This window comes from Sphingomonas sp. BL-S-29, assembly GCF_055521495.1.
Genome location: NZ_CM145482.1, coordinates 3,063,220 through 3,075,367, shown reverse-complemented (window position 1 = coordinate 3,075,367; position 12,148 = coordinate 3,063,220). Strand labels below are relative to the sequence as shown.

13 protein-coding genes are annotated in these 12,148 nt (G+C 66.5%); 8 read left to right on the top strand and 5 right to left on the bottom strand.

The features are described from left to right. Positions 1-38: 38 nt before the first annotated feature. The 4 genes from purM to ACZ1I2_RS14660 all read left to right on the top strand — a co-directional run bounded on the left by purM (position 39) and on the right by ACZ1I2_RS14660 (position 2,793). Positions 39-1,133, top strand: a complete 1,095-nt coding sequence (purM, locus tag ACZ1I2_RS14675) for a phosphoribosylformylglycinamidine cyclo-ligase (RefSeq protein WP_465176746.1) — start codon at positions 39-41, stop codon at positions 1,131-1,133. Positions 1,134-1,214: 81 nt separating this feature from the next. Continuing rightward, positions 1,215-1,736, top strand: coding sequence for a phosphoribosylglycinamide formyltransferase (gene purN / locus ACZ1I2_RS14670; RefSeq protein WP_465181664.1), 522 nt, complete (start codon positions 1,215-1,217; stop codon positions 1,734-1,736). Then, positions 1,733-2,110 (top strand): MmcQ/YjbR family DNA-binding protein, encoded by a 378-nt coding sequence (locus ACZ1I2_RS14665; RefSeq protein WP_465176748.1) that lies wholly within the window; start codon positions 1,733-1,735, stop codon positions 2,108-2,110. The genes purN and ACZ1I2_RS14665 overlap by 4 nt, the downstream gene beginning before the upstream one ends. Then, positions 2,107-2,793, top strand: coding sequence for a hypothetical protein (locus ACZ1I2_RS14660; RefSeq protein WP_465176749.1), 687 nt, complete (start codon positions 2,107-2,109; stop codon positions 2,791-2,793). Before ACZ1I2_RS14665 ends, ACZ1I2_RS14660 begins: the two co-directional genes overlap by 4 nt. 83 nt (positions 2,794-2,876) lie before the next feature. Here the strand turns inward: ACZ1I2_RS14660 and ACZ1I2_RS14655 are convergent, their stop codons facing one another. The 4 genes from ACZ1I2_RS14655 to ACZ1I2_RS14640 form a co-directional block, all read right to left on the bottom strand. Continuing rightward, the gene (locus tag ACZ1I2_RS14655) at positions 2,877-3,395 is read right to left on the bottom strand and encodes a GNAT family N-acetyltransferase (RefSeq protein WP_465176750.1); all 519 of its coding nucleotides are present in this window, start codon (positions 3,393-3,395) and stop codon (positions 2,877-2,879) included. Between the two features lies 1 nt (position 3,396). Then, positions 3,397-3,819 carry a nucleoside-diphosphate kinase gene (gene ndk / locus ACZ1I2_RS14650; protein ID WP_332718605.1) on the bottom strand — a complete coding sequence of 141 codons (423 nt, stop codon included), beginning with the start codon at positions 3,817-3,819 and terminating at the stop codon, positions 3,397-3,399. Positions 3,820-3,909: 90 nt separating this feature from the next. Further along, positions 3,910-4,350: a DNA polymerase III subunit chi gene (locus ACZ1I2_RS14645; RefSeq protein WP_465176751.1), complete on the bottom strand. Its 441-nt coding sequence runs from the start codon at positions 4,348-4,350 to the stop codon at positions 3,910-3,912. 40 nt (positions 4,351-4,390) lie between these two features. Then, positions 4,391-5,857 carry a leucyl aminopeptidase gene (locus ACZ1I2_RS14640; RefSeq protein WP_465176752.1) on the bottom strand — a complete coding sequence of 489 codons (1,467 nt, stop codon included), beginning with the start codon at positions 5,855-5,857 and terminating at the stop codon, positions 4,391-4,393. A 160-nt stretch (positions 5,858-6,017) separates the two neighbouring features. Between ACZ1I2_RS14640 and ACZ1I2_RS14635 the strand changes: the two genes are divergently transcribed. From ACZ1I2_RS14635 to rsmA, 4 genes are all read left to right on the top strand, one after another. Next, positions 6,018-8,255: an LPS-assembly protein LptD gene (locus ACZ1I2_RS14635; protein ID WP_465173409.1), complete on the top strand. Its 2,238-nt coding sequence runs from the start codon at positions 6,018-6,020 to the stop codon at positions 8,253-8,255. Positions 8,256-8,387: 132 nt separating this feature from the next. After that, the gene (locus ACZ1I2_RS14630; protein ID WP_465173410.1) at positions 8,388-9,752 is read left to right on the top strand and encodes a peptidylprolyl isomerase; all 1,365 of its coding nucleotides are present in this window, start codon (positions 8,388-8,390) and stop codon (positions 9,750-9,752) included. Between the two features lie 12 nt (positions 9,753-9,764). After that, complete coding sequence (gene pdxA, locus ACZ1I2_RS14625) at positions 9,765-10,760, top strand: 4-hydroxythreonine-4-phosphate dehydrogenase PdxA (RefSeq protein WP_465176753.1); 996 nt, start codon at positions 9,765-9,767, stop codon at positions 10,758-10,760. Then, the gene (rsmA, locus tag ACZ1I2_RS14620; protein WP_465176754.1) at positions 10,757-11,584 is read left to right on the top strand and encodes a 16S rRNA (adenine(1518)-N(6)/adenine(1519)-N(6))-dimethyltransferase RsmA; all 828 of its coding nucleotides are present in this window, start codon (positions 10,757-10,759) and stop codon (positions 11,582-11,584) included. The genes pdxA and rsmA overlap by 4 nt, the downstream gene beginning before the upstream one ends. Positions 11,585-11,623: 39 nt before the next feature. Here the strand turns inward: rsmA and ACZ1I2_RS14615 are convergent, their stop codons facing one another. Beyond that, entirely contained in the window at positions 11,624-12,133 is a 510-nt protein-coding gene (locus ACZ1I2_RS14615; protein ID WP_465173413.1) for a tetratricopeptide repeat protein, read from the bottom strand. Positions 12,134-12,148: the final 15 nt, after the last annotated feature.

The window sequence follows — 12,148 nt, the reverse complement described above, 5'->3', positions numbered from 1 at the left end:
TGTTGCGAATACTGAATGCGGACCCTAGGGCGGCGACAATGAGCGACACTGAACCCTATACTTATGCCCAGGCGGGCGTCTCCATCGCAGCCGGCAATGCCCTGGTGCGCGCGATCGCGCCCTTGGCGAAATCAACTCGGCGACCCGGCGCGGATGCCGATCTGGGCGGCTTTGGCGGGTTCTTCGACCTGAAGGCGGCCGGCTTCAAGGATCCGCTGCTGGTCGCGGCCAATGACGGGGTCGGCACCAAGCTGAAGCTCGCGATCGACCATAACAGCCATGACGGGGTCGGGATCGACCTGGTCGCGATGTGCGTCAACGACCTGATCGTGCAGGGCGCCGAGCCGCTGTTCTTCCTCGATTATTATGCGACCGCGAAGCTGGACGCAGCGGTGGCCGAGCGCGTCGTCGCCTCGATCGCGGAGGGCTGCAAGCAGGCGGGCTGCGCGCTGATCGGTGGAGAAACCGCCGAAATGCCGGGCATGTATGCCGAGGGCGATTACGACCTGGCGGGCTTCTGCGTCGGCGCGGTCGAGCGCGACCGGGTTCTGACGGGTGCCGCGATCGCGCCGGGCGACATATTGCTCGGCCTCGCTTCGTCGGGCGTGCATTCGAACGGCTTTTCGCTGGTGCGCAGGCTCGCGGCGGACCGTGGCTGGAAGCTCGACCGTCCTGCCCTGTTCGATCAGGACGTGATGCTGATCGAGGCGCTGATGGCGCCGACGCGAATCTATGTGAAGTCGCTGCTGCCGCTGCTCGCCGGGAAAAGGATCAAGGGGCTGGCGCATATCACCGGCGGCGGGCTGCTGGAGAATGTGCCGCGGGTGCTGCCCGAGGGCGTGCATGCGCGGATCGATGCGGATGCGTGGCCGCAGCCGCGGCTGATGGGTTTCCTCCAGGGCCAGGGTGCGATCGAACCTGAGGAAATGGCGCGGACCTTCAATTGCGGGATCGGGATGGTGGCGGTGGTGGCTGCCGATCAGGCTGACGGGGTGAAGGCAGCGCTGGAGGCCGCTGGCGAGACGGTGTTTGCGATCGGGAAGATCGAGGCTGGCACGCGTGGGTGCACGGTGTTCGGGAGCGATGAGGCGTGGAGTGCACGGGCTGCCTGGTCGGCAACGCATGAGGCTTGATGGGACCCGCCTCCTCCCGCGAGCGGGATGGGAGAAGTGAAGCGGCGCGTCGGCATTCTGATCTCGGGCCGCGGTTCGAACATGATGTCGCTGGCTGAAGCAGCGCGCGATCCCGCCTCTCCCTACGAAATCGCCATCGTCGCCTCCGACAAGCCCGACGCGCCCGGCCTCGCCTGGGCGCGCGACGCTGGCCTCCACACCTTTGCTCAATCGCCCAAGGGCATGCCCAAGGCCGAGTATGAAGCCGCGATCGACACCGCGCTTCGCGCCGCCGGCGTCGAAATCATCGCGCTTGCCGGATATATGCGCCTGCTCTCGGATGATTTCGTCGCGCGCTGGCGCGGGCGGATCGTCAACATCCATCCCTCGCTGCTGCCGAAGTACAAGGGTCTGGACACCCACCAGCGCGCGATCGATGCCGCCGATGCCGTCGCCGGCTGCTCGGTGCATATCGTCACCGAGGAACTCGACGGCGGCGAGGTGCTCGGCCAGGCAGAGATAGTTATCCTGCCCGGCGACACCGCCGACACCCTTTCCGCGCGCGTGCTCGCCGAAGAGCATCGCCTTTACCCGAGGGTTCTGGCAGACTTCGCGGCGCGATGAGTCCAGACCCGGAGCCCGTTCTCGCGAAAATCCGCACCATCTGCATGGCGCTGCCTTGCGCCGCCGAAAAGATTTCGCACGGTGCACCGACCTTCTTCATCGAGAAGGGCAAGGTCTTCGCCTATTTCTCGCACAACCATCATGGCGACGATCGCACGGCGGTACAGGTCAAGACGAGCGGGCTCGAGGAGCAGGCGATGCTCGTCGAGATGGATCCGGACCTCTATTATGTGCCGGCCTATATCGGCCATGCGGGCTGGATCGGGATGCGGCTCGACACCGGCGAGACCGACTGGGACCATGTCGGCGACCGGATCGCGATCAGCTTGGAGCTGGTGGCGCCGCGTAAATTACTGGAGGCTGGTGGACGATGAGCGACGAGACCCCTGTTCCGCCGGTCCCCGAGCCCGTTCCGCCTCCCGCGCCTCCTCCGCCGGACCCGGCACTCCAGAACGCCGCGCAACAGGCGGTCGAGCGGGCGGAGGCGGCGGCGACGCGGCGGCGCTGGGTGACCTTGGCGGAGCTGGTCGGCGTGGCCGGCCTGATCATCGCCGCGCTCAGCCTGTGGATGAGCTGGTCCGACAGGCGCGCCGACGAGCAGGAGAAGCAGGCCGAGAAGGCGAGCGAGAGCAAGGCGCGCACCCTGGTGCTGCTGACCGCGACGCCTGAACATGGCGGTTCGCGGCTCGCGCTCAAGGATGAGGCGCATCCGATCCAGAGTATCGATGTGCGCTTCCCCACCGCGCTCGGCGTAAGCAATCAATCAAGCGTGCTCGAGCCGCACATCCAGGCCGACTGGTTCTCCGGAGCGATCCTGGCGGCGACCGACGGCGGGCCCGACGCGCGCGAAGGCCGACTGCCCGTGCTGATCACCAGCAGCTATTGGGATGCCGACAAACAACGCAGCGACAGTGCCATTTATGACGTGATCTGGGAGACCCACGGCCGAATCGCGCGGAGCCGAGCTTTCAGCCTGAAGGGGATCGTCCTACGGGAGCGAACGTCGCAGCCGGCGCGGCTGGAAGCGCTTTGGGCCCGGGAGAAGCCGAAGCCCTGAAGTAGGCCTCCCAGCGTTCGCGTCGACCGGAGATAAAGCGCGCGGAGGAGAAAGCCGGAGCGTTTACGCGTCCCGCTTCAGGATCAGATGTCGCGTGCCAGAACCAGGTCGTCGTGGAGCGTACTGCCCACCAGGAATTGCCGCTCGCCGATGACCTCGAAGCCCTGGCGCTTGTAGAAGCTCTGGGCACGCGGGTTCTTGCCGTACACGCCAAGCAGGATGCGCTTGCGGCCAAGCCTCGCGGCGTCTTCCACCGCGGCGTCCATCAGGGCCGGGCCGAGGCCCGAACCGTGCATCAGCGAGAGCGTGTAGATTCGCTTGAGTTCGATATCCGCCGGGCCGGCCTCCACCGGCAGGTCGGGCTCGGTCAGCACGGCATAACCGACCGGCGCACCGCCCATCGCGGCTTCAGCAATGGTCACCGCGCCGAGGGCGTCGTTTATCCAGGCAGCGAACCTGTCGGGCAGGTTGTTCGTCGCGCAATAGGCGACGATATCCCGGCCATCGATCAGGCCAGCATAGGTTTCGAGAAAGGTGGCGGAAGCGACAAGCGACAGGGCGGCGGCGTCCGCTGCCCCGGCCTGTCGCACCCGCCAGCTCATCTCAACCGACAATCTCTTCCGGCTTGAAGAAATAGGCGATCTCGATCGCCGCATTCTCGTCCGAGTCCGACCCATGGACCGAGTTCGCCTCGATCGATTCGGCCAGTTCCTTGCGGATCGTGCCGGCATCGGCATTGGCCGGGTTGGTCGCGCCCATGATGTCGCGGTTACGCTGAACGGCATTCTCGCCCTCGAGCACCTGCACGACGACCGGGCCCGAGATCATGAACGACACCAGGTCGTTGAAGAAGGGACGTTCGCGGTGAACGCCGTAAAAGCCCTCGGCCTGGTCCTTGGTCATCTGGATGCGCTTGGAGGCAACGACGCGCAGGCCGGCGTCCTCCAGCATCTTGGTGACGGCGCCGGTGATGTTGCGGCGGGTGGCATCGGGCTTGATGATCGAAAAGGTACGGTTCGCGGCCATGACGGTCACGGGCTCCTGTATGTGATGGGGCGGAAAAGTCGCGGCTCCCCTAGGCGGGAGCGGGCCCGGATGCAAGCATCCCGGGCTGGTTCAGGCAGCCTGTTCCCATTTGCCCGAGTCGTTCTGCTTCCAGTAGCGGCGTTCGATTCCGTCGCGGTCGGCAAGTGCTTTCCACGCCTGTCGCGCCTCGACGATTCGATCGCCGTCAAAGAAGTGGAAGGCACGATCGAAACCGAGCGCTTCCTCGCGCCAGACGCCGTCCGCCAGCGCGATATTGCGCGCCTCGTTGGCGGCCACCGGGGTCGCCGCGATCAGGATAGGCTGGATCGCGTCGCCCGCCCCACCCGCCAGACCATGGGCGAGGAAGCTTTCGGGCGCATAGGTCCAGAGCAATTTGTCGATCGCCAACCGCTGCACCTCGCTGTCCGCCACGATCAGCAGACGGCCGCCGCTGTCGACCACGCGCTCCGCGATGCGGGGCAGCACGCGGTCGAGCGGCTGGGCGGTCAGATGATAGAAGTCGACCTGCATGTCACTTTCCGTCCGGGCGACGACCGTTTCCGGGCGGGACTCAGCTCTCGAAATTGTCGGCGACGAACCGGTCGAGCAGGCGCACGCCATAGCCAGTGGCGCCCTTGTCCCAGGTGGCACCGGGCTTGTCGGCCCAGACCATGCCGGCGATGTCGAGATGCGCCCAGCGCACCCCGGTTTCGACATAGCGCTGGATGAACTGCGCCGCGGTGATCGAGCCGGCGCCGCGCGGGCCGACATTCTTCATGTCGGCGATCGGCGAATCGATCAGCTTGTTATAGGCATCCGACAGCGGGAAGCGCCACAGCAGGTCGCCCGAGGCCTTGCCCGCGGCGAGCAACTGGTCGGCAAGCGAATCGTCATTGGCGAAGCAACCGCCATGCTCGTTGCCGAGCGCGATGATCATCGCGCCGGTCAGGGTCGCCAGATCGACGATCGTCTTCGGGTGATGCGTGCGCTGCACCCAGGTGATCGCGTCGCACAGCACCAGCCGCCCTTCCGCATCGGTGTTGAGCACTTCGATCGTCTGGCCCGACATCGATGTCAGCACATCACCCGGGCGGATGGCGTTGCCGTCGGGCATGTTCTCGACCAGCCCGCACACGCCGATGACATTGGCCTTCGCCTTGCGCAGCGCGAGCGCCTTCATCGTGCCGACCACCGCACCGGCGCCGCCCATGTCCCACTTCATGTCTTCCATGCCCGCGCCGGGCTTGAGCGAGATGCCGCCGGTATCGAAGGTCACGCCCTTGCCGACCAGTGCCAGCGTCGGATCGCCGACCCCGGCCCCGCTCCATTTCAGCGCGAGCAGACGCGCGTCGCGCGCCGAACCCTGGCTGACGCCGAGCAGCGCGCCCATGCCCAGCTCCTTCATCTCGGCTTCGCCGAGCACCGTCACTTCGAGGCCAAGGCCCTCGGTATCGGCAAGCACGCGGGCGACGAAGCTTTCGGGATAGATGACATTGGGCGGTTCGGCGACGAGCGTGCGGGTCAGTTCGAGCCCCTCGGTCAGCGCCTTTTGCGGCGCCCAGGCCGCCTCGCTGCCCTCGGGCGTGTTGAGCAGGGCGATCGAGGCGAGGGTCGGTTTCGACTTTTCGGGCAGCCGGGTGCGGTAGAGGTCGAGCCGCCAGGAACGCTGTGCCGCGCCGCCGGCAAAACGCGCCACTGCCTGGGGCGACGCCGCGGCCGACCCGAAATCGACCGCGGCGGCTTCCACGCCGGAGGTCAGCAACCGCGCGGTGAGCGCCCCGCCGGCGCGCTCATAGTCGCCTTCGCCGCCGGCACCGGTGCCGAGCAGCAGGACCCGGCGAACGCCGTCGGGCTGCGACACGAATGCCTCGACCACGCTGCCGGCTTCTCCCTCGAATCGGCTCGCGCGGGCAGCACCCTTCACCACCGCGAGCGCATCGGCATCGAGCACGGCGCTCGTCAGCCGATCGAGGCCGTCCTTGTCCACGGGAAGCGCCAGCGCGGCGTTGGAAGGAGCGGCGGAGAAACTGATCTGCATGGAAACCTCGGTTTTCGACGTCGGAGATTGAGTCGGGATGCTCTAGGCCAGCGGAACGGCGCTGGCAAAACACGCCCCCGATTGCAGCGCGGGGCATCGGGTGCGATAGGGCGGCATCATCGCGACCGCATCCGGCGCGCTTGGAGGTGTTTTTTCCAACGTGAAGCGTTCCGATCTTCTCGCGACCTGCGCCCTTCCCTTCGCGCTCTGCATCGGCTCGGCCGCGCATGGGCAGGACCTGCAGATCCCCGCCGTCCCGTTGCCGCCGCCCGCCGAGAGTCAGGCAGCGGAGGACCAGGTACAGTTCAGCGCCGGCGAGCTGGAATATGTCATCGACGACGAGACGGTCATCGCGACCGGCGACGTCCGCATGTATCGCGGCGGAGACCGGCTGCGCGCCGACAAGGTCACGTGGAACCGCAAGACCGGCAAGGTCGTGGCGACCGGCAACATCGTCGTGGTCAATCCGGGCGGCGACACCGCTTATGGCGATTCGATCGAGCTGACCGATTCGCTGAAGGACGGCGTGGTCGACAACATGCTGGTCGTGCTCGAACGTGGCGGCAGGCTCGCGGCGCGGCGCGGCACGCGCGCGCTGGACGAGACGGTGACGCTGGAGGATGCGGCCTATACGCCGTGCACCGTCACCACCTCGACCGGCTGCCCCAAGGAGCCTTCCTGGAAGATCACCGCGGTGCGGGTGACCTACCGGCCGGAGAAGAACCGGATCTATTATCAGGGCGCGCGGATCAATCTGTTTGGCCTGCCGACCGTGCCGCTGCCCAATTTCTCGCATCCCGCGGGGGGAGAGAGCGATACCGGGCTGCTCAGCCCCACCTTCCGCTACAATGCCGTCAACGGCTTCGAATTCGCCCTGCCCTATTTCTTCGCGCTCGGCCCGAATCGGCAGCTTACCGTCACGCCGCGCCTGTTCACCAACGTCCTGCCGATGCTCCAGGCGGATTACAGCGCGCTGGACCAGAAGGGTGCGTTCAAGGTCAGCGCCTATGGCACGATCAGCCGTCGCAGCGACGATCTGCTGACGACTCAGCCGACCAGCACCGAACAGGCGTTCCGCGGCTATCTCGACGGCGTCGCGCGGTATCAGCTCGACCCGAACTGGAGCGTCAGCGGATCGCTCAGGCTGACCACCGACCGTACCTTCCTGCGCCGCTACGACATCTCCAACGACGACCGCCTGCGCACCACGGCGAAGATCGAACGGATCGACCCCGACAGCTATTTCGCGGTGACCGGCTGGTACGTGCAGACGCTGCGCGTCAACGACCGGCAGGGCATGCAGCCGATCGCCCTGCCCGAGATCGACTATCGCCGGCGAATCAACGAGGGCGTGCTTGGCGGCAAGATCGAACTCCAGCTCAACAGCCTGGCGATCACCCGCAGCGCCGGCCAGGATACGCAGCGCGCCTTTGCCAGCGCGCGCTGGGACCTGCGCAAACTGACCCCCTGGGGCCAGGAAGTGACCTTTACCGCCTATGCCCGCGGCGATGTCTACAATGCCAATGACACGCTGACGACGGCGGTCACCAGCTATCGTGGCGACGAGGGTTTCCAGGCCCGGGCGATCGGCGCGCTGGCGGTGGACGTCAAATATCCGCTGATCGGCTCGTTCCTGGGCGGTACCCAGCGACTGACGCCGCGATTCCAGATCGTGGCCGCGCCCAAGACCGAGAATCTCGGCATCCCCAATGAGGACGCACGGGCGGTGGATCTGGAAGACTCCAACCTGTTCGCGCTCAACCGCTTCGCCGGATATGACCGGTTCGAGGATTCGACGCGCTTCACCTATGGCGTCGACTGGGCAGTCGACCTGCCGGGCTTCTCGCTCGATGCGTCGGTCGGCCAGAGCTATCGGCTGGACAGCCGCCCCGCGATCTTCCCGCAGGGCACTGGCCTCAGCGACCGTACGTCCGACATCGTCGGCCGCACCGAGCTGCGCTTTCGCGATTTCGTCTCGATCACGCACCGCTACCGGCTCGACAAGGATAATCTCGCGATCCGCCGCAACGAGGTGGACGCGACCATCGGATCACGCAGCACCTATGTGCTGCTGGGCTATCTCCGGCTCAACCGCAATATCGGGACCACGGCGGAGGATCTGCAGGACCGCGAGGAAGCCCGGCTTGCGGGCCGGCTCCAGTTCGCGCGCTTCTGGTCGGTCTTCGGATCGACGGTAATCGACCTGACCGATCGCAACGAGGATCCACTGTCGCTGTCCGATGGCTTCGATCCGATCCGGCATCGGCTCGGCGTGCAATATGAGGATGATTGCCTCAGGATCGGGCTGACCTGGCGGCGCAATTACGAAGATACCGGCGACGCCCGGAGCGGCAACAGCTTCCTGTTGTCACTGGCGTTCAAGAATCTGGGGCGCTAGACGATACTCCAGGAAACTGAGCTTCTGTAAGAGCGACGGCGATCTGGACCGCTAAGCGCGGGTTCAGCAATGGTGAACGATAGCCAGGTCGTGACGGCGCGGGATGGGATTTTGAAAAACGTGATGATTTCGATGAACAAGGCGACCGGTATCGGGCGCAGGATCGGCCTGGCCGGTGCGGGATTGCTGGCGATCGTCGCCGCGACCAGCGGGCTGCCGGCGCAAACGACTGACGGCAGCGTGCCGGCGTCGGGGCTCAACATCCCCGAGAACATGGAGATTTTCGGCAAGGTCGATCCGAACGTCCGCAAGGCGACCGCGATCGTCAACGAGACGGTGATCACCGGCACCGATGTCGACCAGCGCGTAAGCCTGATCGTGGCGGCCAACCAGCTGAAGCTGAGCCCGGAGGATCAGGGCCGCCTTCGTCTCCAGGTGCTGCGCAGCCTGATCGACGAGACGCTGCAGATTCAGCAGGCCAAGACTAACGAGATCGAGGTTACCAAGGACGAGATCGACCAGAGCTTCGCGCGCGTGTCGCAGCAGTTCGGCAAATCGGTGCCCGACATGCGGGCCTATCTGCGCAGCGTCGGGTCGTCGGATCGGTCGCTGCGGCGCCAGATCGAGGCCGATCTGGCCTGGAACCGGTATTTGCGCCGGCGGGTCGAGCCCTTCGTCAACGTGGGCGCGGAAGAGGTGCAAGGCACCATCGATCGCATCAACGCAGCGAAGGGTACCAACGAATATCATTTGAAGGAGATTTATCTCTCCGCCGGTCCGGACCGGGCGCAGCAGGTCTTCGACAATATGCGCCAGATGATCCAGGATATCGAAAAGGGCGGAAAACCCTTTGAATATTATACCCAATTTTCGGAAGCTTCGACCCGCAGCACGCAGGGCGATCTCGGCTGGGTCGGCACCGGCCAGCTGACCTATCTGCCGGCGAGCCTGTCGGAAGCAGCGCAGAAGATGGGCGTCGGCGAAGTCGCCGGGCCGATCGAGGTCCCGGGCGGTTTTTCCATCCTGTATCTCGTCGACAAGCGGCAGGTGTTGATGGCCGATCCGCGTGACGCACAGCTGACCCTCAAGCAGCTCACGGTGAAATTCCCCGAGGGCACGACTCAGGCATCGGCTACCAGCCGCGTGTCGGCGCTGGAAACCGCGACGCGGGCGATGCGCGGGTGCGGCAACGTGGCGAAGGTCGCGGCCGAGCTGAATGCCGAAGTGGTCGATAACGCCTCGGTCAAGGCGCGCGACTTGCCCGTCCGTCTGCAGGAGATGATCCTGAAGATGCAGGTCGGCGAGGCGACGCCGTGGTTCGGATCGCCCACGGAAGGCGTCCGTACGCTGGTGCTGTGCGGTCGCGATGACCCGCAGGTCGCCGCCGCGCCTCAGGCCGAGCAGGTCCAGACACAGATGGAGCAGGCACGCGTCAACCTGCGCGCGCAGGGCGTGCTGCGCGATCTTCGCCGCGATGCGGTGATCGAATATCGCTAAGGGGCGCTTGCGATGATCGCGCCACTGGCGGTCTCCATGGGCGACCCTGCCGGGATCGGCCCCGAAGTGATCGCCAAGGCCTGGGCCGCGCGCGAAAAGGAACAGCTCGCGCCCTTCTTCGCGGTGGGCGATGCGCGTGCGATCAGCGCGGTGTGGCAAGGACCGGTCAAGCGCATCTTCGATCCGGCCGAAGCGAATGACGTGTTCGCGACCGCGCTGCCGGTGCTGAATGTCGAGGATGGCGGCGAGATCACACCCGGCACGCCGGATGTCGACGGCGCGCGCTGTGCGCTGCATGCGCTGGAGATCGCCGCCGGGCTCGCCCGGTCGGGCACCGCCCGCGCGCTGGTGACGGGACCGGTTTCCAAGGCCCAGCTCTACCAGATCGGCTTCACCCATCCCGGCCAGACCGAATTCGTCGCCGAACGCTGCGGCATTGCCGGCGAGAATGCCGTGATGATGCTGGCGGGTCCGTCCTTGCGCGTCGTGCCGATCACCACGCATGTGCCGCTGGCCAGCGTTTCCGGCTTGCTTTCGGTCGACCTGATCGTGGCCAAGGGCCGTGCGACCGCGCGTGGGCTGTTCCGCAATTTCGGGATTCTCAGGCCACGGCTCGCCTTTGCCGGCTTCAACCCGCATGCCGGCGAGAGCGGCGCGATCGGACGGGAAGAGATCGATTTCATCATCCCGGCGATCGACCTGTTGCGCGACGAGGGCATCGACGCGACCGGGCCGTTCGCCGCCGACACCATGTTCCATGGCCGCGCCCGTGCCACCTATGACGCGGCCCTGTGCTGCTATCACGACCAGGCGCTGGTGCCGTTGAAGACGCTGCATTTCGACGAGGGCGTGAACATCACGCTGGGTCTGCCGATCGTGCGCACCTCGCCCGACCATGGCACTGCCTTCGGCATCGCCGGCAAGGATGTGGCGGAGCCGGGCGCGATGATCGCTGCGATCAGCCTTGCCGCGAGCGCCGCGGAGCGCCGCGCCGCAGCGGGGGCGTGACCCCTCCCCCGTCCCCGTTACCGCCGTTACGCGACGTCATCGCGCGTTACGGGCTCAACGCGAGCAAGGCGCTGGGGCAGAATTTCCTGCTCGACGCGCAGCTGCTGGCCCGGATCGCGCGCATCCCGGGCGACCTGAGCGATGCCGACGTGCTCGAAATCGGCCCCGGACCGGGCGGCCTGACCCGGGCATTGCTCGCGGCGGGCGCCAGGGTAACGGCGATCGAGCGGGACCGGCGCTGTATCCCGGCGCTGGCCGAGCTTGGCGATCACTATCCCGGCAAGCTGCGCGTGATCGAGGGCGATGCGCTGGAGATCGACGCAGCGCCGCTGTTCGGGAACAAGCCGCATATCGCCTCCAACCTGCCCTATAATATCGGCACAGCGTTGCTGGTGCGCTGGCTGTCGGCCGACTGGGCGCCCTGGTGGCAGAGCCTGACCCTGATGTTCCAGAAGGAAGTCGCCGAGCGTATCGTCGCGAAGACCGACGACGACCATTATGGCCGCCTCGCCGTGCTCGCCCAGTGGCGCAGCAGCGCAAGGCTGGCGATGCCGGTGCACCGCTCGGCCTTCACGCCGGCCCCCAAGGTGATGTCGGCTGTGGTGCACATCACGCCCGACGAGGCGCCCGACGGCGTGACCTTCGCCGTGCTGGAGCGGTTGACCGCAGCGGCGTTCGGCCAGCGCCGCAAGATGCTGCGGCAGAGCCTGAAATCAATCCCCGGGGCGCTGGAGGCGCTGGAGACCGTCGGGATCGAGCCGACCCGCCGCGCCGAGACCGTCAGCGTGGCGTCGTTCGTCGCATTGGCGAGGGTACTGAGTTAGCCCGGATTTTCCGCTCGAAACGAACGGTGACGAGAGGCTCTATTCCTTCGCCGCCGGCTTGGCCGAGGGCACCTCGACCGAAGCGGTCGCGATTGGCGGGCCCTTGGCGATCGTCGCGGCGAGAACAGTAGCGTCGGCGCAGCCGGCCTTGCCACAGATGGTGCGGATCTTCGCGAGATTGTCCTTCGCCCGGGCGACGGCGCCCTTGGCGACGAGGGCCTCGCCCTGCCCCTTCAGCGCCGAGACGTCATTGGGTTCGAGCAGCAGCGCCTCGCGATAGAGGCGGATCGCCTTGCCCGGCAGCCCGCGCGCCTCGGCGACCTGGCCCAGGGTGACGAAGGCGACGCGGTTGCGCGGATCGACCGCCAGCGCGGATTCGAGCGAGTCAGTCGCCGCATCGAGATTGCCGGCAGCCTGCGCCGCCTTGCCCTTGGCGAGCAGCGCCATCGAGCGCGGGTCGATCTGATCGTCGGGGCGCTGGCCGTGCAGGGAAGTGGAGATCGCAAGAAGCGTCAGCGCAGCAGCGGCGGCGACGGACGAATAACGCATGATCAACTCCAGTCT

Excerpts from the sequence above, each read along its gene's own strand:
- purM (WP_465176746.1), top strand. The coding sequence starts at position 39 with ATGAGCGACACTGAACCCTATACTTATGCCCAGGCGGGCGTCTCCATC.
- purN (WP_465181664.1), top strand. The coding sequence starts at position 1,215 with ATGATGTCGCTGGCTGAAGCAGCGCGCGATCCCGCCTCTCCCTACGAA.
- ACZ1I2_RS14665 (WP_465176748.1), top strand. The coding sequence starts at position 1,733 with ATGAGTCCAGACCCGGAGCCCGTTCTCGCGAAAATCCGCACCATCTGC.
- ACZ1I2_RS14660 (WP_465176749.1), top strand. The coding sequence starts at position 2,107 with ATGAGCGACGAGACCCCTGTTCCGCCGGTCCCCGAGCCCGTTCCGCCT.
- ACZ1I2_RS14655 (WP_465176750.1), bottom strand. The coding sequence starts at position 3,395 with ATGAGCTGGCGGGTGCGACAGGCCGGGGCAGCGGACGCCGCCGCCCTG.
- ndk (WP_332718605.1), bottom strand. The coding sequence starts at position 3,819 with ATGGCCGCGAACCGTACCTTTTCGATCATCAAGCCCGATGCCACCCGC.
- ACZ1I2_RS14645 (WP_465176751.1), bottom strand. The coding sequence starts at position 4,350 with ATGCAGGTCGACTTCTATCATCTGACCGCCCAGCCGCTCGACCGCGTG.
- ACZ1I2_RS14640 (WP_465176752.1), bottom strand. The coding sequence starts at position 5,857 with ATGCAGATCAGTTTCTCCGCCGCTCCTTCCAACGCCGCGCTGGCGCTT.
- ACZ1I2_RS14630 (WP_465173410.1), top strand. The coding sequence starts at position 8,388 with ATGAACAAGGCGACCGGTATCGGGCGCAGGATCGGCCTGGCCGGTGCG.
- pdxA (WP_465176753.1), top strand. The coding sequence starts at position 9,765 with ATGATCGCGCCACTGGCGGTCTCCATGGGCGACCCTGCCGGGATCGGC.
- ACZ1I2_RS14615 (WP_465173413.1), bottom strand. The coding sequence starts at position 12,133 with ATGCGTTATTCGTCCGTCGCCGCCGCTGCTGCGCTGACGCTTCTTGCG.